Below are 20,250 nucleotides of genomic sequence, written 5' to 3'. Positions count from 1 at the left end.
CCACGAGCATGGCGCCATCCGGCAAGAGCCGCTGCACCGGCGCGCGCCTTCGGCCTGACCGCCCGATGCGCAACGCGCCCTCGAACGAGACGGTGCTAGCGCGACGAATACAGCAGCACGTGATCCCGCTCGCGGAAGGTCGCCAGCACGTCTTCCTCCATCCGCCCGACCAGCACCTGCAATTCCCGGCGAATGGTCTGCACGGCATCCTCGAGATAGCTTTCGTCGTTCAACTGCACCTTGGCGATGACCCGCTGCAACAGGGTTTCCCCCTGCGGATCGACCAGCGTGACCACCCGTCCGCCATCGGGCCGGGGCTGGCTGAGGGTGAAGGGATGGGGAGCGAAGGCATCGGCCAGTCGTTGCTTCAGGCTGTCCAAATCAGGTCTCCTGTTTCGACGAATAAGACTCGTCAAAGACCGAAAAAACGCGAATAGGGTTCGTCGATGCAAGCATTTACCGGACTAACGGCAGCATCTGGCGAAAGGCCACGTGCCGGCGCAAATAGCCATTCGAGCCGAACCAGGCCAACGCAACGATCAGCCCGCTATAAGGGAAGCACCGGGAAAAACTCCAACCATCCCACCCTCGCGCAACGCCTTCACCTGCTTGAAATTGCAGTATCCGGCGCGTCCGTCAGGCAGTAACAACGAGACTTCCCCCTGCGCATCGAACAGCGAGGATCTCATGACTGCCTTCGCATCCCCCCGCGGCGCCTGGCGCGCCTTCATCCTCGCGCTGGCATTCGCCGCCGGCACGGCACAGGGCTCGCTGCTGTTCGGCGCCGTCGGCCTGGCCAACGACCAGTACGCGCGTCCGGTCGCCGACACCGAGATCGCCAGCACCGCCGTGCTCGCCGATTGTCGTGGCTTCGTCGGGACCATCGCCAGGATCGTCCTGCTGGACGGCTCGATCCGCTGCAACGAGGCTTTCCCCTATGGCTTCGCCAGCCCGATCAGTACCAGCATCTACTATCCGGCGGACATCGCCGCGTCCGACGCCAAGCTTCCGGTCATCACTTTCGTCGGCGGCATACTTTCCAACGCCGGCAACTATCACGAACTGATGAAACTGTGGGCCAGCCACGACTTCATCGTGGTGATCTCCTCCGACTTCATCAATTCCTTCCCGCTGATGCACGCCCTCGGCATCCTTGAGGTCGCGAAACTGGACAGGGACCCGGCCTCGGCCCTGCATGGCCGGGCGGACTTTTCCCGGACGCTGGTCGCCGGGCACTCCGCCGGCGGCCAGGCCACACTGCAGAGCGCCAGCCTCTCTGCACAAGCCCTGCAACTCATCGAGCCACGGTTGAAGCTGGTCGGCGCCCTGCCGATCGAGCCAGGCCCCCTGGCCATCGGTTCCACGGTAAAGACCCCGACCCTGCTGCTGACCGGACTGGCCGATGTGGTCGTGCCGCCGCTCAGTTGGCCGATCCTCTGGCAGGGCCCGTTGATCCGCGACGTGCCCGCCTGGGGCGCCACGGCCACCACGGCGACCCACTTCAGCCCGCTGCGACAGATCGAGTACAACGAGTTCGCCGGCATCAGCGTCGCCTGGGTGCTGTACCAGGGAAAGAACGATGCCCAGGCCCGCGACTATTTCGTCGGGCGCTACTACAAGCTGGCCAGCGACATCCAGTTCAACGATCCACTGAGGCTGCTCCGCCCCTCGCGCAACAAACTCGCCGCTGCCCTTTGAGAAGACATGAAAAAGCCCGCCATCAAGGCGGGCTTCTTCCTTTCACGACAGGCTCAGAGCGGCTTGCCGCGATTGCCGTGCTGGCTGACGAAGGCCTGTACCTTGGCCAGCTCGTTCGGCAATACGGTGCAGCGCTCCTCGCGCTCGAACAGGTCGGCGAGGTGCGCAGGCAGCGCCGGCGCCTGGCCGATGCCGGCCTTCTCCACCGCTTCGGGGAACTTGACCGGATGCGCAGTGCCCAGGGTCACCATCGGCACGCTCAGGCTGCGCCGGCATTCGCGGGCGGCACGCACGCCAATGGCGGTGTGCGGGTCGAGCAACTCGCCACAGGAGCGGTATACCTCGGCGATGGTCTCGCAGGTCTGCTCGTCGCTGACCGCCAGGGAGTCGAACAGCTTGCGCGCCTCGGTCCAGCGCTGGTCTTCCACCGACAGCTTGCCGCTGGCCTTGAAGGCATCCAGCAGTTCGGCGACGGCCTTGCCGTTGCGGCCGTGCAGGTCGAACAGCAGGCGTTCGAAGTTGGACGAGACCATGATATCCATCGACGGCGACAGCGAGGGATGCAGGGTGTCCTTGTCGTAGCGATTACCGCTCATGAAGCGGTGCAGGATGTCGTTGCGGTTGGTCGCGACGATCAGTTGGCTGACCGGCAGACCCATGTTGCGCGCCAGGTAGCCGGCGAAGATGTCGCCGAAGTTGCCGGTCGGCACCGAGAACGCCACCGAGCGATGCGGCGCGCCGAGCTGCAGCGCGGCATGGAAGTAGTAGACGATCTGGGCCATGATCCGCGCCCAGTTGATCGAGTTCACCGCTACCAGGCGGGTACCCTTGAGGAAGCCCTGGTCGGCGAAGCTGGCCTTGACCATCTCCTGGCAGTCGTCGAAGTTGCCTTCGATGGCGATGTTGTGGATGTTGTCGCCGAGGATGGTGGTCATCTGCCGGCGCTGCACCTCGGACACGCGGTTGTGCGGGTGCATGATGAAGATGTCGACGTTGTCGCAACGGCGGCAGCCTTCGATGGCCGCGGAGCCGGTATCGCCGGAGGTGGCCCCCATGATCACCACGCGCTCGCCGCGCTTGGCCAGCACATGGTCGAGCAGGCGGCCGAGCAGTTGCAGGGCGAAGTCCTTGAAGGCCAGGGTCGGGCCGTGGAACAGCTCCAGCACCCATTCGTTGCCGTTCAACTGGCGCAGCGGCGCCACTGCGTCATGGGCGAAGACGCCATAGGTTTCCTCGAGGATCTTCTTGAAGTCGGCATCGGCGATGCTGCCGGCGACGAACGGGCGCATCACCCGGAAGGCCAGCTCGTGGTAGGGCAGGCCGACCCAGGAGGCGATCTCCTCGAGGGTGAAGCGTGGCAGGTTTTCCGGGACGTAGAGGCCGCCGTCGCTGGCCAGGCCGGCGAGGAGGACATCTTCGAAGTTCAGGGCGGGCGCTTGGCCGCGGGTGCTGATGTAACGCATGTTCAAAACCTTCGCTGTTGACGCGGGCCCGCGAGCGGCGCCCGGCGTTCGATCAATTCAGTTGTTCGACACGGATACGGACCACCGGCCCGGACACGCCTTCCAGCGCTTCCAGGGCGGCGATGGCATCGTTGATGCGTTGTTCGATGACCCGGTGGGTAACCAGGATCATCGGCACCAGGCCGTCCTGTTCCTCGGCCTCCTTCTGCATGATCGATTCGATGTTGATGCCGCGCTCGGACAGGATGGTGGCCACCTGGGCCAGTACGCCCGGGTGGTCCTTGGCCTGGATGCGCAGGTAGTAGGCGCTTTCGCAGGCTTCGATCGGCAGGATCGGGTGGTCGGACAGCGCGTCCGGCTGGAACGCCAGGTGCGGTACGCGGTTCTCCGGATCGGAGGTCATGGCGCGGACCACGTCGACGAGGTCGGCCACCACCGAGGAAGCGGTCGGCTCCATGCCGGCACCGGCGCCGTAGTAGAGGGTCGAGCCGACGGCGTCGCCGTTGACCATCACCGCGTTCATCACGCCGTTGACGTTGGCGATCAGGCGATCCGAGGGAATCAGGGTCGGGTGCACGCGCAGCTCGAAGCCGCTCTCGGTGCGACGCGCCACGCCCAGGTGCTTGATGCGATAGCCGAGGGCGTCGGCGTAGTTGACGTCGGCGCTGGTCAGCTTCGAGATGCCTTCGGTGTAGGCCTTGTCGAACTGCAGCGGAATGCCGAAGGCGATCGAGGCGAGGATGGTCAGCTTGTGGGCGGCGTCGATGCCTTCCACGTCGAAGGTCGGGTCGGCCTCGGCATAGCCCAGGGCCTGGGCCTCGGCGAGCACGTCGGGGAAGGTACGGCCCTTCTCGCGCATTTCGCTGAGGATGAAGTTGCCGGTACCGTTGATGATCCCGGCCAGCCAGTTGATGCGGTTGGCCGACAGCCCCTCGCGGATCGCCTTGATCACCGGGATGCCGCCGGCGACAGCGGCCTCGAAGGCGACGATCACGCCCTTCTCGCGAGCCTTGGCGAAGATCTCGTTGCCGTGCACGGCGATCAGCGCCTTGTTCGCGGTGACCACGTGCTTGCCGTTCTCGATGGCCTTGAGCACCAGCTCGTGGGCCAGGGTGTAGCCGCCGATCAACTCGACGACCACGTCGATCTCGGGATTGCACGCTACGTCGAAGATATCGGCGGTGATGGGGGTCGCACCGGTATCGCACTTCGGGTTCGGCCGGCGGGCGGCGATCTGCGCAACCTCGATACCGCGCCCGGCACGGCGGGCAATCTCCTCGGCGTTGCGTTCGAGTACATTGAAGGTACCGCCACCGACGGTCCCCAACCCACAGATGCCTACTTTGACCGGTTTCACGCTGGAACTCCCCATCTCACCTACGACGGCCGGACGCGCCGGCCTGCTATGGTTCCCCGAGCGAATCGAGGTTGACGCGACCACTGTACGGGCCACGACACATCCTGGCGATGGATTCCGCCAGCGGGCGGCGGAAATCGCCAATGATGAAAACAAAAGAGCCGCACATTACGAAGCGGCTCTTTATTAGTCAATTGTTCGGCAGACCCGGCGCTATTTGGCCTCCAGCGCCAGCTTGGCCAACTGCTTGGCCGGCTGGTAGCCGGGGAGCAACTGGCCATTGGCGAGGACGATCGCCGGCGTTCCCTGCACCCCAACCATCTGGCCCATCTGGAACTGCTTGTCTACCGGGTTCTTGCACTCGGAAGACTTGATCTCCTTGCCGTTCATCATGGCGTCCATCGCCTTGGTCGGCTCCTTCGCACACCAGACCGCCTGCAGTTGCTTGTCGCCCGCCGACTGCGGCCCCTGGCGCGGGAACGCCATGTAGCGCACCTCGATCCCCTGCTCGGTCAGGTCCGGCACCTCGGCATGCAGCTTCTGGCAGTACGGGCAGGTGGTATCGGTGAACACCGTGATGTGCGCCTTGGCCTGGCCCTTGGCCGGATACACCACCATCTCGCTGGCGGGCACGCCGTTGATCGCCTTGGCGATCGCCTGGCTCTCGGCCTTCTCGGTCAGGTTGACCGGCTTGCCGTCCTTCACCTGGTAGAGGTAGCCCTGCATGACGAACTGGCCGTCGGCGCTGGCGTAGAGCACCCGGCCGCCCTTCAGCTGCACCTGGTAGAGCCCCTGCAGCGGGCTGCTGGCGATGGAGTCGATGGGCAGGTCCGGTTGCAGGGCCTGCAGGGTCTTGCGGATGTTCTGATCGGCATTGTCTGCCAGGGCCAGGGTACTCATCAGGCCGAGGGCGGCAGCAGCCAGAAAACGGGTCACGCGCATGTGTCACTCCTGTCGTGCGATCGGCGAAGCCTACCATAGACCGCTATCCCGACGGGCCCGACGCTTGTCGCAGAACGCTACGAAAGCGCCTCTTTTCGGGTAGGTACGGATTTTTCGGACAAAGCGTCAGCCTCGCGGGTGGTGGCGTGCGTGCAGATCCTGGAGGCGGGCCCGGGCGATATGGGTATAGATCTGGGTGGTCGACAGGTCGCTGTGGCCGAGCAGCATCTGCACCACCCGCAGGTCGGCGCCATGGTTGAGCAGGTGGGTGGCGAAGGCGTGGCGCAGGGTGTGCGGCGAAATCGACGTGCCGATCGCCGCCACCTGCGCGTGATGCTTGATGCGATGCCAGAAGGTCTGGCGGGTCATCTGTTCGCCGCGCAGGCTGGGGAACAGCACGTCGCTGGGTCGCCCGCCAAGCAGGTCGCCGCGGGCCTCGCGCAGGTAGCGTTCGAGCCAGCCGATGGCTTCCTCGCCGAGCGGCACCAGGCGCTCCTTGCTGCCCTTGCCGAACACCTTGACCACGCCCTGGCGCAGGTTGACCTGCTCCAGGGTCAGGCCGACCAGTTCGCTGACCCGCAGGCCGCAGGCATACAGCACTTCGAGCATGGTGCGATCGCGCAGGCCCAGCGGGTCGTCGACTTCCGGCGCCGCCAGCAATGCCTCGACGTCCGCTTCGGAGAGGGATTTCGGCAACGGCTTGCCCAGTTGCGGCAGGTCCACCTGCAAGGTGGGATCCTCGGCGATCAGGCCGTCGCGCAGGCAATAGCGATAGAAGCCACGCAGGCCGGAGAGGAAGCGCGCGGTCGAGCGGGCCTTGTAGCCCTGTTCCAGGCGCCAGGCCAGGTGATCGAGGATGGCGTCGCGGCCGATGCCCTCCAGGCGCAACCCGCGGCCATCGAGCCAGGCGTTGAACTGCTGGAGGTCGTTGCGATAAGCCTCGCGGGTGTTGTCGGCAAGGCCTTTTTCCAGCCACAGGGCATCGAGGAAACGGTCGATCAGGGGATGTTCGAGGGTACTCATGGATGAAGGCTGCGAACCAAATGAAAGCGCGGCTAGTCTTTCATAGCCTGGGCGCTATCGCGAGCGTTGGCCGTCATCGCCACGTAATGGTTAGTCAGGCCGGTCGACAGGAGGTCGGCCGGCTTCCCGTGCCCGCGGGAAAAAGCGGAGCCATGTGGCTCGATGGTTCGCCCCGGCTCAGGACGAGCGGAGCGACGCTGACAAGGAATCCTCGATGGACCAGAACGCTATCCTGCTCGCCCTCGGCGGCATCGGTGCCGCCGCCCTGCTCAGTCAATGGCTGGCCTGGCGCCTGCGCCTGCCAGCCATTCTTTTCCTGCTGCTGTCCGGGATCGTCGCCGGCCCGCTACTCGGCTGGCTCGATCCGGACGAGATGTTCGGCCCCCTGCTGTTCCCACTGGTATCCCTGGCAGTGGCGCTGATCCTCTTCGAGGGCAGCCTGACCCTGCATTTCAGCGAATGGAAGGAAATCGGCACCGTGGTGCACCGAATGGTGACCATCGGCGCGCTCTCGACCTGGGGCGTGATCGCCCTGGCCGCCCACTACCTGCTCGACTTCAGCTGGGAAATGGCCCTGCTGTTCGGCACCCTGACCCTGGTCACCGGGCCCACGGTGATCGTTCCGATGCTGCGGGTGGTCCGGCCCAAGGCCGCGGTGGCGAACATCCTGCGCTGGGAAGGTATCGTCATCGATCCCATCGGCGCCCTGCTGGCGGTAGTGGTGTACAGCTTCATCATCTCCAGCGGCGAAGGCGATGGCTGGCTACACAGCCTGCAGACCTTCGGTGGAGTGATCCTCTGCGGCAGCCTGTTCGGCATCCTCGGCGGCTGGGCGCTGGGCATCGTCCTGCGCCGCCACTGGCTGCCGGACTACCTGCACAACCTGGCGACGCTGGCCGCGGTGCTGGGCGTATTCATCGCCTCGAACCGGGTGATGCACGAATCCGGGCTGCTCGCCGTCACCCTGATGGGCATGGGCCTGGCCAACATGAAGGGCGTCGACGTACGGCAGATCCTGCACTTCAAGGAAAACCTCAGCGTCCTGCTGATTTCCGGCCTGTTCATCCTCCTGGCCGCGCGCCTGGACATCAATGCCCTGCTCGGCCTGGGCCCGGCGGCGCTGCTGGTGCTGCTGCTGATCCAGTTCGTCGCCCGGCCGCTGAACGTGGCGCTGTCGACCTGGGGTTCGCCGCTGAGCTGGCGCGAGCGCGCCCTGCTCAGCTGGATCGCCCCGCGCGGGATCGTCGCCGCGGCGGTCTCGGCGATCTTCGCCATCCGCCTGAGCGCCGAAGGCCATGCCCAGGCGGCGCTGCTGGTGCCGCTGACCTTTCTGGTGATCATCGGCACGGTGGTCCTGCAAAGCGCCACCGCCCGCCCCCTGGCGCGCCTGCTGAAGGTCGCCGAGCCCTCGCCCAGCGGCTACCTGATCGTCGGCGCCAATCCGGTCGGGCGCGCCATCGGCAAGGCCCTGAAGAGCCTCGGCAGCCGCGTGCTGCTGACTGATTCGAGCTGGGAAAACATCCGCGCCGCCCGCATGGACAACCTGCCCACCTATTTCGGCAATCCCACCTCGCAGCACGCCGAAGCCCACCTCGACCTGGTCGGCATCGGGCATTTGCTGGGGGTTTCTCCAGCCGGCGAGCTGAATACCCTGGCGGCCATGCGCTTCCGCCACGAGTTCGGCCATCGCCAGCTGTTCGGCCTGCCGACCAGCCAGGAAGCCAAGCGTACCGACAAGCACCGCTCCAGCGACGAACACCGTGGCCGTCCGCTTGGCCAGCGACCGCTGACCTACGCGCAGTTCGCCAGCCTGCTGTCGCGCGGCGCCGAAATCCGCACCACCCTGCTCACCGACACCTTCGGCTGGAACGACTACCAGGCGCTGCACGGCGAGTCCGCGATCCTGCTGTTCGCCCGCGATCCGAACGGCAGGATGCACGTCGCCACGCCACAGTCCACGCTGGCGCCGGGCACCGGCTGGACGCTGCTGTCGCTGATCGACGCGGAACCGTCAGTCAGCAAGTCGCAGGCTACGGAAATCGCCGACTAGACTTCAACGAACCGACGAAGACCGTCGTCACCCTATCCAAGGTTGGGTGACAAACGAAGCCCACGAAGAGGATGATTGCATCTAGCCATCATCCTCTTTTTTCATCAGGCCATGACCATGTCCAATCAACAACATTCCCGCCTGGGCCAGATCCTGATCAACAAGGGGCTGATTAGCGCCGCCCAACTGGACGCCGCGATCCAGGCGCAGTTGAGCAACCACAAGCGCCTGGGCGAAACCCTGATCGAGCAGGGCCTGCTGAGCGAACGGCAACTGAAGAAGGCGCTGAAGAAGCAGACCAACCTGCGCCTGGCCGCGACCCTGGTCGCCGCCCTGCTCAGTCCGTTCCAGATGGCCAGCGCCGACATCCAGCGTATGCAGCCGCCAGCGGCCATGAGCCGCCAGGAACTGCCGAAGAACCTGCGTCCGCTGACCGACGTCGAGATGAGCAACGTCAACGCCCAGGGCCTCAACGAAAGCCTCGAGGGCCTGTTCCTGAAGGCCGAGGGCGGCGACGGACTGGCCGCGGTGAAGCAACTGGCGAAGCTGGTGATGCCGATGCTCGACAGCCTGGAGGCGGAAACCTCGATGAGCGACGTTCGCTACGAAACCGGCAAGACGCAAAGCACGCTCAACCCCGACGGCTCGGTCAACCTGCGCCTGCCGAGCAGTATCGGCGAGGTGCGCTTCGACAATATTCGCATTGCCGGCGCGCCGCGCGAGCAGACGTTCGGCAGCGTCAGCCTGCAACAGATCGACCTGTCCCAGGCCTCCCTGAAGATCAGCCTGCGGCCCTGATCCCAACCCAGGGCCGGATCGTCCGGGGATATGGAAAAGGCACCCGTGGGTGCCTTCTTTCCGCCTGTCTCAAGCCGCCTGGCTGGCCGGGAACCCCGGCAGGACCGGAACCGGCCGCTTTTCGTCGTCGATGGCAACGAAGCTGAACAGGCCGTGTATGGCCTTCTCGCGACCGTCGGCGTACATGCTTTCCAGGTACACCTCGACCTCCACCTTGAGGCTGGTGTTGCCGACCTTGACCACCCGTCCGACCAGTTCGACGATCGAGCCCGCCGGGATCGGGTGGTTGAAGTCGATGCGATCGGTGGAAACGGTCACCAGCGGCAGGCGGCAGAAACGGGTCGCGGTGATGAACGAGACCTCGTCCATCCAGGCCAGCGCAGTCCCGCCGAACAGGGTGTTGTGGTGATTGGTGGTGGGCGGGAATACCGCCTTGGTCACACGGGTTTCGGAAAGCTCGGTGCGACGCAGGATTTCTTGCTCTCTGGGGGTCATGCCACGAATACCGGATGGAGTGGCTGCCTGGGTGCCGCGGATGTTGTACTGGTTATGCGCTGCCGTGGGCAGTAGGAAGCGCCGCCGGAAAGGCGAACGCCAGACATGAAAAAAGCAGCCCTCGGGCTGCTTTTCTCGGAGAAGAACCGGATTAGACCAGTTTTTCCTTGATGCGCGCGGCCTTGCCGGACAGGGCGCGGAGGTAGTACAGCTTGGCCTTGCGCACGTCGCCGCGACGCTTGACGCTCAGGCTGTCGACGATCGGGCTGTAGGTCTGGAAGGTACGTTCCACGCCCACGCCGTTGGAGATCTTGCGCACGGTGAAGGCGCTGTTCAGGCCACGGTTGCGCTTGGCGATAACGACGCCTTCGAAGGCCTGCAGACGCTGACGGTCGCCTTCCTTCACCTTGACCTGGACGATCACGGTATCGCCGGGGGCGAACGCCGGGATCTCTTTGTTCATCTGTTCAGCTTCGATCTGCTGAATGATCTTGTTGGTCATGCTGTGCTCCTAAGACCGGCAATCGGCCAGCCATCGATACGTTAACTATCGTCCCGCTGACGGATATATTCCGCCAGCAGCTTCTGCTCTTCTCCAGAAAGCGAGCGGCTATCCAGAAGATCGGCGCGTCGTTCCCAGGTCCGCCCAAGGGCCTGCTGCAAACGCCAACGCCGGATGTGTTCATGGTTGCCACTGAGCAACACTTCAGGAACACGTTTGTCCGCGTACACCTCGGGTCGGGTGTAGTGCGGGCAGTCGAGCAGGCCATCCGTGAAGGAGTCCTCCTCGGCGGAATCTGCATGACCCAATGCACCGGGCAGCAACCGCGTCACTGCATCGACCAGCACCATGGCCGGCAACTCACCGCCGGACAGGACATAATCGCCGATCGACCATTCTTCATCGACGTGCTCTTCGATGAAGCGCTCGTCGATGCCTTCGTAGCGCCCGGCGATGAGGATCAACGCTTCCTCTTCGGCCAGTTCGCGTACGCCCGCCTGCGTCAGCTGGCGGCCTTGCGGCGAAAGGTAGATCACCTTCGCCTTCCTGCCCCCGGCGGCTTGCCTGGCATCCGCCAGCGCGCCCTCCAGAGGCTTGATCTTCATCACCATGCCAGGGCCACCGCCGAAGGGCCGGTCGTCCACCGTCTGGTGGCGGTCCTCGGTGTAGTCCCGTGGATTCCAGCAGGTCAGCGTGAGCAACCCCTGCTTTACCGCACGGCTGGTGATGCCATAGTCACTGATCGCGCGGAACATCTCCGGAAAGATGCTGACGACGCCCACCCACAAACGCTTGTCCATGGATGATCAGAAGTCCGCGTCCCAGTCCACCCGCATCTCGCCAGCGGCCAGGTCGATCGACAGCACGCACTGCCCGGTGTAGGGCAACAGGCGCTCGCGGTCGTCCAGGCTGCCCGCGCAGGGCTTGACCACCATGACATCGTTGGCACCGGTTTCCAGCAGATGGTCGATCACGCCGAGCAACTGCCCGCCCTGGTCGATCACCTTCAGGCCTTCCAGCTGGTGCCAGTAGTACTCACCTTCCTCGAGAGAGGGCAACTCGCTACGCGGGATGCAGATCTCGTAACCGGTGAAGGTGCGGGCCTCTTCGCGATCGTCGAGCCCCTTGAGCTTGGCGGCCAGGACCTTGCCATGCAGGCGCCCCCTGACCAGCTCGGCCTGCCGAATCTCGCCGTCGCGCCGGAGCGTCCAGCGGCGATAGTCCAGCAGGTTGTCCAACGGGTCGGTAAAGGAATACACCTTCACCTCACCGCGGATGCCGTACACCGAAACGATCTTGCCGATCACGACCAGGTCGTCGGCGGGTGTCGGCATTTCACTCATGACGGCTTAGGCGTTTGCCTTGGCAGCGTCCTTGAGCAGCTGAGCAACGCGCTCAGACGGCTGTGCACCCTGGCCGAGCCAGTAGGTAGCACGCTCCTGGTCGACGGACAGACGCACTTCGCCACCAGTCGCAACCGGGTTGAAGAAACCGATGCGCTCGACGAAGCGACCATCGCGCGCATTGCGGCTGTTGGTCACGGTCAGGTGGTAGAAGGGGCGCTTTTTGGAGCCGCCACGAGCAAGACGGATGGTTACCATGTGAACTTCGTTCCTGTAGTCGGTGCTTGCAAAATGAATGCACGCTGGGCCCACGGCCCGAAAGGCCGCATATTCTAAGGATTATCGGGGAATTTGCAAATCTCTTTTTCGGCCACCCATCGGCCGGCGCGGAGAGCGCGGGAAGCACACGGTCCGCCCGCCGGCCGACGGCGCGAAACCGTCGGCGTGGCCAGCGGCCGCGCGTCCGATCAAAGCTTGGGCATGCCCCCCGGGAACATACTGCCCATGCCTCGCATCATCTTGGCCATGCCGCCCTTGGCGGTGACCTTCTTCATCATCTTCTGCATCTGCTTGTGCTGCTTGATCAGCCGGCCGACGTCCTGCACCTGGGTACCGGAGCCAAGGGCGATGCGGCGCTTGCGCGAGCCGCTGATCATTTCCGGATCGCGCCGTTCGCCGGGCGTCATCGAGTTGATGATCGCCTCCATCTGCTTGAACTGTTTCTCCGCAGCACCCTGGGCATTGCCCATCTGCGCCAGGTTGACCCCGCCGAGCATCGGCAGCTTGTCCATGAGCCCGCCGAGGCCGCCCATGTTCTTCATCTGTTGCAACTGGTCGCGGAAGTCTTCCAGGTCGAAGCCCTTGCCCTTCTTGATCTTCTTCGCCAGCTTCTCGGCCTTGTCGCGGTCGAGGTTCTGCTCGGCCTGTTCGATCAGGCTGAGCACGTCGCCCATGCCGAGGATGCGCGAGGCCACGCGGTCGGGATGGAACGGATCGAGCGCTTCGCTCTTTTCGCCCATGCCGAGGAACTTGATCGGCTTGCCGGTGATCGCCCGCACCGAGAGCGCGGCACCACCACGCGCGTCGCCGTCGACCTTGGTCAGGACCACGCCGGTCAGCGGCAAGGCGTCATTGAAGGCCTTGGCGGTGTTGGCGGCGTCCTGGCCGGTCATGGCATCGACCACGAACAGGGTTTCCGCCGGCTTGATCGCCGCGTGCACCTGCTTGATCTCGTCCATCATGTCGGCATCGATGTGCAGGCGGCCTGCGGTATCGACGATCACCACGTCGATGAACTTCAGTCTCGCCTCGCGGATCGCCGCCTCGGCGATGGCCACCGGCTTCTGGCTGACGTCGGAAGGGAAGAAGGTTACGCCAACCTCGCCCGCCAGGGTTTCCAGCTGCTTGATCGCGGCGGGTCGGTAGACGTCGGCGGAAACCACCATCACCGACTTCTTCTTGCGTTCCTTAAGGAAGCGCGCCAGCTTGCCCGCGGTGGTGGTCTTGCCCGCGCCCTGCAGGCCGGCCATCAGGATCACCGCCGGCGGCGCGACGCTCAGCGCCAGGTCCTCGTTGGCCGCCCCCATCAGCTCCTCGAGCTCGGCGCGGACGATCTTCACGAACGCCTGTCCCGGGGTCAGGCTCTTCGAGACCTCGGTACCGACGGCGCGCTCCTTGACCTTGTTGACGAAGTCCTTGACCACCGGCAGGGCCACGTCGGCCTCGAGCAGGGCCATGCGCACTTCGCGCAGAGTGTCCTTGATGTTGTCCTCGGTCAGCTTGGCCTTGCCGGTGACATGGCGAAGCGTCTGCGAGAGGCGGTCTGTAAGGTTTTCGAACATGCGCGATCCTTCCACGGGGGTTGCGGCAAGCGGCGGATTATAACCAAGAGCGCGTCGCGGGACACGCGATGAAAGACGGAGTGTGTGTCCGGCGACGACCGGAGGCCAGCCTCAAGTCCTTGATTTGCCGATGCGTTCCGTCTTTGCCGAAGCGACCGCCGGACCATGAGGTCGCGGCGCCCGCGGCAGGCGGTCCGCCAACCCGGCCACAGGTACGAGAGAACTGTTCGCAACGGCTTTCTCGCGACGCTCGATCTATGCCAAACTCCCATCCTTTCGGGCCCGCGATTACAAGGACTTATGCATCCCCTGCTGCCCAGCCTCATCGCTGCTGTTCTCTATCTCGGCACCGCCGCCTACCAGGGTGCCTGTGTGTCCAAGCGCACCGCGCCGGGCAAACCCCTGCTGCTCCTGTTCGGACTCCTGGCACTGGTCGCCCACGCCTTCAGCCTCTACCAGCAATTGCTGACCCCGGCCGGCCTGGTGCTGGACTTCTTCAACGCCGCCAGCCTGATCGCCGCCGCGGTAATTCTCCTGACCCTGCTGGCGACCTTGCGGATACCGGTGGAGAACCTGCTCCTCCTTCTATTCCCGCTGGGTGCCCTCACCACCCTGCTGGCGGTACTCATCCCCCACGGCACCGTCGAGCCGATCAACGAACAGCCAGGCATTCTGGCCCACATCCTGCTCTCGATCCTGGCCTACGGCCTGCTCACCATCGCGGTGTTCCAGGCGCTCTTGCTGCTGCTCCAGGACTACCGCCTCAAGCACAAGCATCCGTCCGGGCTGATCCGCAACTTCCCGCCCCTGCAAACCATGGAAAGCCTGCTGTTCGGCTTCCTCTGGGGCGGCTGGTCGCTGCTTTCGCTGTCGCTGCTGTCCGGATGGCTGTTCGTCGACAACCTGTTCGCCCAGCACCTGGCGCACAAGACCATCCTGTCCTGCTTCGCCTGGGTGGTCTTCGCCGTGCTCCTCTGGGGTCGCCACCAGCTCGGCTGGCGGGGCCACAAGGCGATCCGCTGGACCCTGGCCGGTTTCTGCCTGTTGATGTTGGCGTACTTCGGCAGCAAGCTGGTGCGGGAATTCATCCTGCACATCTGATGGGCCTCCTTCATGGATGAGCTGCACCCCGGGTACCTGGTCGGCCTGCTGGTTCTCCTGGTCGCCTGCTCGGCGTTCTTCTCCTGCGTCGAGACCGCCCTGCTCAACCTCGACCGTTACCGCCTGCGCCTGCAGGCCAAGCAAGGCCTGCGCGGGGCCCGGCGCAGCAGTTGGCTGCTGCTGCACGACGACCGCCTGCGCGGCACCCTGTTGTTCGGCCGCACCCTGGTCAACGTCAGCGCCGCCGCCCTGGCCAGTTGGGCCGCGCTGCGCCACTGGGGCGTCATCGGCCTGGCCGTCGCCATCCCCGGCATGACCCTGCTCCTGCTGCTGTTCGGCGCCCTGCTGCCGCGCCGCTACGGCGCCCTTCGCTCGGAACGCGTCGCCCTGCCGCTCAGCCTGCCGCTCCTGATCCTGCAGCGCCTGTGCTGGCCCCTGCTGTGGCTGCTGACCCTGCTGAGCAACGCGCTGCTGCGCCTGCTCGGCGTCGCCGCGGCGGAACAGGACGACAGCGGACGCAGCCGCGACGAAGAGGCCCTGCATCCGGCCGACAATCCCCAGGCCAGCGAGGTCAACCGGCATGACATGCTGCTCGGCCTGCTGGACCTGGAGAAGGTCACGGTCAACGACCTGATGATCCCGCGCAACGAAATCGAAGGCATCGACCTCGACGACGAACTCGAGGTCATCGTCGAGCAGTTGCGCACCACCAGCCACACCCGCCTGCCGGTCTACCGCGACGACGTCAACCAGATCGAAGGGGTCGTGCACATGCGCCAGATCGCGCGCCTGCTGACCCAGGGCCGCCTGACCAAGGAGAATCTCCGCCAGGCCTGCATGGAGCCGTATTTCGTGCCGGAAAGCACGCCGCTGTCGACCCAGTTGGTGAACTTCCAGAAGGAGAAGCGCCGTATCGGCGTGGTGGTCGACGAATATGGCGAGGTGATCGGCATCGTCACGCTGGAGGACATCCTCGAAGAGATCGTCGGCGACTTCAACGACCTCGACAGCCTCGACAACCCGGATATCCAGGCCCAGGAGGACGGCAGCTTCGTCATCGACGGCAGCGCCAACCTGCGCGAGCTGAACAAGTCGCTTGGCTGGCAATTGCCCTGCGACGGCCCGAAGACCCTCAACGGCCTGGTCACCGAAGCCCTGGAGCAGATCCCCGATTGCGCGGTGTGCCTGCGCATCGGCCCCTACTGCCTGGAAATCCAGCAGTCGGCGGAAAACCGTGTGAAAAGCGTGCGCGCCTGGCATCCTCGCGCGCTGACCCCGCTGGTCGAAAGCGACGCCAGCGTCTGATCCGGGATTGCCGAACCGGCCCCGCGGCGCTCTATAATCGACCCCAGCTTATCCAGCCCTGCCGCCGGTTCCGCCGCTACCCGCAGCCCGAGCCCCGGCCAGTCACCCGCCAGTCCCGCCTGCCCGCCCGGCCCCGATGCCGACGGTACCAGCCGGCGCACGGCGCGCAGCCCCATCCTCCCTGCGCGACCGATCTCGTCCGCCCCACCCGGGCGCCGCGCCGCCGCATCGGCGCACTGGCCATAACCATCCGGCCGCACGGAAGCACTCCGTCGTGCCCCGACTGCCAGGGACCTTCCCACCATGACCGCCGCCACCCTCGCCGCCGACGCCGCTCCGGAACCGGCCAACTCGACCACCCGGGTCGCAGTCGCCAGCTTCATCGGCACCGCCATCGAGTTCTACGATTTCTACGTCTATGCCACTGCCGCCGCCCTGGTGATCGGTCCGGTATTCTTCCCGCAGACATCCGGCACCGCGCAGATGCTCAGCGCCTTCCTCACCTTCGGCATCGCCTTCCTCGCCCGTCCGCTGGGCTCGGCGCTGTTCGGCCACTTCGGCGACCGCATCGGGCGCAAGTCGACCCTGGTCGCCTCGCTGCTGCTGATGGGGGTGTCCACCACCCTGATCGGCGTCCTCCCCGGCTACGACAGCATCGGCTACTGGGCGCCGTTGCTGCTCTGCGTGCTGCGCTTCGGCCAGGGCCTCGGCCTCGGCGGCGAGTGGGGCGGCGCCGCGCTGCTGGCCACGGAGAACGCGCCGGCCGGCAAGCGCGCCTGGTTCGGCATGTTTCCCCAGCTCGGCCCGTCGATCGGCTTCCTCGCCGCCAACGGCCTGTTCCTGGCCCTGGCGATGCTGCTCAGCGAGGAGCAGTTCCGTGAGTGGGGCTGGCGGATCCCGTTCCTGCTCAGCGCGGCGCTGGTTGTGGTCGGCCTCTACGTACGCCTGAAGCTGGCGGAAACCCCGGTGTTCGCCAAGGCCATGGCCAAGCACGAGAGGGTCCGCCTGCCGATCGCCGAGCTGTTCGCCCAGCACTGGCGGCCGACCCTGCTCGGCGCCCTGGCGATGGTGGTGTGTTATGCGCTGTTCTATATCTCCACGGTGTTCTCGCTGAGCTACGGGGTGGCCAGCCTCGGCTTCAGCCGCGAGGAGTTCCTTGGTCTGCTGTGCCTCGCGGTGCTCTTCATGGCCGCCGCCACGCCGCTGTCGGCCTGGCTCAGCGACCGCTTCGGACGCAAGCCGGTACTGCTGCTCGGCAGCCTGGCGGCGATCGCCTCCGGCTTCGCCATGGAGCCGCTGCTCAGCCAGGGCTCGACGTTCAGCGTCGCCCTGTTCCTCTGCATCGAGCTGTTCCTGATGGGGGTCACCTTCGCCCCGATGGGCGCGCTGCTGCCGGAAATATTCCCCACCCACGTGCGCTACACCGGCGCGTCGGCGGCCTACAACCTGGGCGGCATTCTCGGCGCCTCGGTGGCGCCCTATATCGCCCAGAAGCTGGTCGGCATCGGCGGCCTGGGCTGGGTCGGCGGCTACGTCTCCGCAGCGGCGCTGCTCAGCCTGCTGGCGGTGCTGTGCCTGAAGGAAACCCGCGACAACGACCTCGGCGCAGTGTCCTGAGTCTCGCTCAGACTACCGCGACGCCGCCCTTCTCCCTCGCCGCCAACCAGTCGGCGAGGGCCCCGGCCCAGACCTGGTAGCCCAGCTGCGACGGATGAAAGCCGTCGATGGCCAGGTAGCCCGGAAGCAGGTCCAGCGAGATCGGGCAGTAGCCGGCGCCGGTCGCGCCAGCGAGATCGCACAGCGCCTCGTCGAGCAGCCGCCCGCGCCACCCCAGCAGGGCCCGCAGCAACCCGGGCAAGGCGGAAAAATGCTGCAGCGGCGGCACCGCGGTGCAGGTCACCTGCGCGCCGGCCGCCTGGAAGCCTTCGATCAGGGCCGCGCAGTCGGCACGCCAGCGTTCGAGGGAGCGCAGGCTGGTGGTGTCATTGACGCCGAAGACCAGGATCACCTGGTCGAAGAAACGTCCCGCCACCTGCGGTAGCAGGCGTTCGCGCGCCTCGCCGCTGGTGATGCCGTTCTCGCCCAGCGCCTGCCAGGCCACCGGGCGGCGCAGACGCTCGCCCAGCGCCGCGGCCAGGCGGCCGGCCAGGGCGTAGTCCAGGCAACTGGCGCCGACCCCGGCCACTGTCGACTCACCGAACAACAGCAAGCGCAGCGGCTCTTCGGCACCGGACCCACCGACCAGCCCTTCGCGAGGTCCCGCCGCGGGCGCCAGGCGCAAGGCTCGGCGGCGGGTGCGGATAGCCAGCGGCACCGCCAGCGGCAGCAACGGCAGAGCCGCCGCCCACCAGGCCAGCGTTGCCAGCCGGCGCATCTCAGAGTTCGACGCGAACCGCCTGGGCGGCCCGGGTCGCCTTGGCGCGGGCGGCGTCGATCGACTCGTCGCGCGCCAGGGCCACGCCCATCCGCCGCTGGCCATCCACTTCCGGCTTGCCGAACAGGCGTAGCGCCGTATCCGCCTCGCTCAGCGCGGCGCCGAGGTTGGCGAAAGCGACCTGCCGGGACTTGCCTTCCACCAGGATCACCGCCGAGGCCGACGGGCCGAGCTGGCGGATCACCGGGATCGGCAGGCCGAGGATCGCCCGCGCGTGCAGCGCGAACTCGGAAAGATCCTGGGAAATCAGGGTCACCAGGCCGGTATCGTGCGGACGCGGCGACACCTCGCTGAACCACACCTGGTCGCCCTTGACGAACAGTTCGACGCCGAACAGCCCGCGTCCGCCGAGGGCCTCGGTCACTGCCCGGGCGACCCGCTCGGACTCGGCCAGAGCCTGCGCGCTCATCGCCTGCGGCTGCCAGGACTCGTGGTAGTCGCCCTTGACCTGGCGGTGACCGATCGGCGCGCAGAAAGTGGTGCCGTCGACGTGGCGCACGGTGAGCAGGGTGATTTCGTAGTCGAAATCGATGAAGCCCTCGACGATCACCCGGCCCTTGCCGGCGCGCCCGCCTTCCTGGGCATAGTCCCAGGCCGCCTGCAGGTCGTCGGGGCCTTTCAGGACGCTCTGGCCCTTGCCCGACGAACTCATGATCGGCTTCACCACGCAGGGGTAGCCGACGCGCTCGACGCCACGGCGGTAGTCCTCGAAGGTATCGGCGAAGTGATAGGGCGAGGTCGGCAAGCCGAGCTCCTCGGCAGCCAGCCGGCGGATACCCTCGCGGTTCATGGTCAGTTGCGCGGCGCGGGCGGTGGGCACCACGGTGTAGCCTTCGGCCTCCAGCTCGACCAGGGTCGCGGTGGCGATGGCCTCGATCTCCGGCACGATGTAGTGCGGCTTCTCCTGCTCGATCACCGCGCGCAGGGCGGCGCCGTCGAGCATGCTGATCACGTGGCTGCGATGTGCCACCTGCATGGCCGGCGCGTTGCCATAGCGATCGACGGCGATCACTTCGCAACCCAGGCGTTGCAGCTCGATGGCGACTTCCTTGCCCAGCTCGCCGGAGCCACAGAGAAGGACGCGGGTCGCGCTCGGCGACAGGGGGGTACCGATACGGGTCATGGAAGAACCTCGGAAATGAAAGAAAACGGAATCCGCTTCAGGCGGAACCGCTGACCAGCCCTTGCGCCTTGGCGCGCTCGAAACAGCGACCGAGCACCTCGCGGCGCTCGTCGTTGCTCATCAGGCCCCAGCGGGTGATCTCGGCCGCCGTGCGCTGGCAGCCGATGCAGATGTCCTGCTCGTCCAGCGCGCAGACATGCACGCAGGGCGAAGCCACCGGTCGCTCGTTCACGCCGGGTCCTCGACGAGGTCGCAGGCGTAACGGCGGGCATTGTGCACATAGTGGGCGGCGCTGGCCTCGAGCATCTTCTTCTGCGGCTCGCTCAGCTCGCGCACTACCTTGCCCGGCGAGCCCATCACCAGCGAGCCGTCGGGAATCTCCTTGCCCTCGGGAATCAGCGCGTTGGCACCGATGATGCAGTACTTGCCGATCTTCGCCCCATTGAGGATCACCGCGTTGATCCCCACCAGGCTGTAGTCGCCCACGCTGCAACCATGCAGCATGGCGTTGTGGCCGACGGTGACGCCCTTGCCGAGGGTCAGCGGATAGCCCATGTCGGTGTGCATCACCGAGCCGTCCTGGACGTTGCTGTGCTCGCCGATATGGATCAGCTCGTTGTCGCCGCGCAGCACCGCGCCAAACCAGACGCTGGCGCCGGCATCCAGGCGAACCTTGCCGATCACCGCTGCGCTGGGCGCGATCCAGCTGTCGGGATGGGTTTCGACGCGGGCATCGCCCAGGCGGTATTTCATCGCGATCTCCTCATGGCCGGGG

Annotated in this window: 21 protein-coding genes; 6 read left to right on the top strand and 15 right to left on the bottom strand. The window is 65.9% G+C overall.

The features are described from left to right. Positions 1 to 95: 95 nt before the first annotated feature. Positions 96 to 380 (bottom strand): DUF3509 domain-containing protein, encoded by a 285-nt coding sequence (locus AT700_RS06090; RefSeq protein ID WP_003092618.1) that lies wholly within the window; start codon positions 378 to 380, stop codon positions 96 to 98. Between the two features lie 112 nt (positions 381 to 492). On the opposite strand from AT700_RS06090, the gene AT700_RS06085 reads away from it, so the two are divergent. Continuing rightward, complete coding sequence (locus AT700_RS06085; protein ID WP_078801514.1) at positions 493 to 1,698, top strand: adenylate cyclase; 1,206 nt, start codon at positions 493 to 495, stop codon at positions 1,696 to 1,698. A gap of 53 nt (positions 1,699 to 1,751) precedes the next feature. On the opposite strand, the gene thrC is transcribed toward AT700_RS06085, so the two are convergent. From thrC to xerD, 4 genes are all read right to left on the bottom strand, one after another. Then, the gene (gene thrC, locus AT700_RS06080) at positions 1,752 to 3,161 is read right to left on the bottom strand and encodes a threonine synthase (RefSeq protein ID WP_003092622.1); all 1,410 of its coding nucleotides are present in this window, start codon (positions 3,159 to 3,161) and stop codon (positions 1,752 to 1,754) included. 52 nt (positions 3,162 to 3,213) lie between these two features. Further along, complete coding sequence (locus AT700_RS06075) at positions 3,214 to 4,518, bottom strand: homoserine dehydrogenase (protein ID WP_003109642.1); 1,305 nt, start codon at positions 4,516 to 4,518, stop codon at positions 3,214 to 3,216. Positions 4,519 to 4,731: 213 nt separating this feature from the next. After that, positions 4,732 to 5,460 carry a bifunctional protein-disulfide isomerase/oxidoreductase DsbC gene (gene dsbC / locus AT700_RS06070; RefSeq protein WP_003092626.1) on the bottom strand — a complete coding sequence of 243 codons (729 nt, stop codon included), beginning with the start codon at positions 5,458 to 5,460 and terminating at the stop codon, positions 4,732 to 4,734. 126 nt (positions 5,461 to 5,586) lie between these two features. Continuing rightward, entirely contained in the window at positions 5,587 to 6,483 is an 897-nt protein-coding gene (gene xerD / locus AT700_RS06065) for a site-specific tyrosine recombinase XerD (protein ID WP_003092629.1), read from the bottom strand. A gap of 214 nt (positions 6,484 to 6,697) precedes the next feature. Between xerD and AT700_RS06060 the strand changes: the two genes are divergently transcribed. Next, a complete protein-coding gene (locus tag AT700_RS06060; protein WP_003100653.1) occupies positions 6,698 to 8,533 on the top strand; it encodes a cation:proton antiporter in 1,836 nt (611 codons plus the stop codon). A gap of 111 nt (positions 8,534 to 8,644) precedes the next feature. Then, the gene (locus tag AT700_RS06055; RefSeq protein ID WP_003119314.1) at positions 8,645 to 9,331 is read left to right on the top strand and encodes a hypothetical protein; all 687 of its coding nucleotides are present in this window, start codon (positions 8,645 to 8,647) and stop codon (positions 9,329 to 9,331) included. A gap of 69 nt (positions 9,332 to 9,400) precedes the next feature. On the opposite strand, the gene AT700_RS06050 is transcribed toward AT700_RS06055, so the two are convergent. The 6 genes from AT700_RS06050 to ffh all read right to left on the bottom strand — a co-directional run bounded on the left by AT700_RS06050 (position 9,401) and on the right by ffh (position 13,512). Continuing rightward, positions 9,401 to 9,826 carry an acyl-CoA thioesterase gene (locus AT700_RS06050; RefSeq protein ID WP_003092635.1) on the bottom strand — a complete coding sequence of 142 codons (426 nt, stop codon included), beginning with the start codon at positions 9,824 to 9,826 and terminating at the stop codon, positions 9,401 to 9,403. Between the two features lie 151 nt (positions 9,827 to 9,977). Beyond that, on the bottom strand, positions 9,978 to 10,328 hold the full coding sequence (gene rplS / locus AT700_RS06045; RefSeq protein WP_003092637.1) for a 50S ribosomal protein L19: 351 nt from the start codon (positions 10,326 to 10,328) through the stop codon (positions 9,978 to 9,980). A 41-nt stretch (positions 10,329 to 10,369) separates the two neighbouring features. After that, the gene (gene trmD, locus AT700_RS06040) at positions 10,370 to 11,128 is read right to left on the bottom strand and encodes a tRNA (guanosine(37)-N1)-methyltransferase TrmD (RefSeq protein ID WP_003119312.1); all 759 of its coding nucleotides are present in this window, start codon (positions 11,126 to 11,128) and stop codon (positions 10,370 to 10,372) included. 6 nt (positions 11,129 to 11,134) lie between these two features. After that, a complete protein-coding gene (gene rimM / locus AT700_RS06035; protein WP_003092640.1) occupies positions 11,135 to 11,662 on the bottom strand; it encodes a ribosome maturation factor RimM in 528 nt (175 codons plus the stop codon). A 15-nt stretch (positions 11,663 to 11,677) separates the two neighbouring features. Then, on the bottom strand, positions 11,678 to 11,929 hold the full coding sequence (gene rpsP / locus AT700_RS06030; protein ID WP_003092643.1) for a 30S ribosomal protein S16: 252 nt from the start codon (positions 11,927 to 11,929) through the stop codon (positions 11,678 to 11,680). Positions 11,930 to 12,138: 209 nt separating this feature from the next. Further along, on the bottom strand, positions 12,139 to 13,512 hold the full coding sequence (gene ffh / locus AT700_RS06025; RefSeq protein ID WP_003092645.1) for a signal recognition particle protein: 1,374 nt from the start codon (positions 13,510 to 13,512) through the stop codon (positions 12,139 to 12,141). 300 nt (positions 13,513 to 13,812) lie between these two features. Between ffh and AT700_RS06020 the strand changes: the two genes are divergently transcribed. The 3 genes from AT700_RS06020 (at position 13,813) to AT700_RS06010 (ending at position 17,535) form a co-directional block, all read left to right on the top strand. Then, positions 13,813 to 14,613 (top strand): cytochrome C assembly family protein, encoded by an 801-nt coding sequence (locus AT700_RS06020; RefSeq protein ID WP_003092649.1) that lies wholly within the window; start codon positions 13,813 to 13,815, stop codon positions 14,611 to 14,613. A 12-nt stretch (positions 14,614 to 14,625) separates the two neighbouring features. After that, positions 14,626 to 15,918 (top strand): HlyC/CorC family transporter, encoded by a 1,293-nt coding sequence (locus tag AT700_RS06015; protein ID WP_003111904.1) that lies wholly within the window; start codon positions 14,626 to 14,628, stop codon positions 15,916 to 15,918. A 303-nt stretch (positions 15,919 to 16,221) separates the two neighbouring features. Continuing rightward, entirely contained in the window at positions 16,222 to 17,535 is a 1,314-nt protein-coding gene (locus tag AT700_RS06010) for an MFS transporter (RefSeq protein WP_003113829.1), read from the top strand. A 7-nt stretch (positions 17,536 to 17,542) separates the two neighbouring features. On the opposite strand, the gene AT700_RS06005 is transcribed toward AT700_RS06010, so the two are convergent. Genes AT700_RS06005 through AT700_RS05990 form a run of 4 tightly spaced genes read right to left on the bottom strand, consistent with a single transcriptional unit; the run spans position 17,543 to position 20,228 of the window. After that, positions 17,543 to 18,292, bottom strand: coding sequence for an SGNH/GDSL hydrolase family protein (locus AT700_RS06005; RefSeq protein ID WP_034012036.1), 750 nt, complete (start codon positions 18,290 to 18,292; stop codon positions 17,543 to 17,545). 1 nt (position 18,293) lies between these two features. Then, entirely contained in the window at positions 18,294 to 19,475 is a 1,182-nt protein-coding gene (gene purT, locus AT700_RS06000; protein ID WP_003092658.1) for a formate-dependent phosphoribosylglycinamide formyltransferase, read from the bottom strand. A gap of 37 nt (positions 19,476 to 19,512) precedes the next feature. Then, positions 19,513 to 19,707, bottom strand: coding sequence for a DUF1289 domain-containing protein (locus tag AT700_RS05995; protein WP_003092660.1), 195 nt, complete (start codon positions 19,705 to 19,707; stop codon positions 19,513 to 19,515). Beyond that, positions 19,704 to 20,228, bottom strand: a complete 525-nt coding sequence (locus tag AT700_RS05990) for a gamma carbonic anhydrase family protein (protein ID WP_023111433.1) — start codon at positions 20,226 to 20,228, stop codon at positions 19,704 to 19,706. Before AT700_RS05990 ends, AT700_RS05995 begins: the two co-directional genes overlap by 4 nt. Positions 20,229 to 20,250 lie beyond the last annotated feature (22 nt).

It is taken from the genome of Pseudomonas aeruginosa, from assembly GCF_001457615.1.
GTDB lineage: Bacteria > Pseudomonadota > Gammaproteobacteria > Pseudomonadales > Pseudomonadaceae > Pseudomonas > Pseudomonas aeruginosa.
This window is presented reverse-complemented; position numbering and strand designations above follow the sequence as displayed.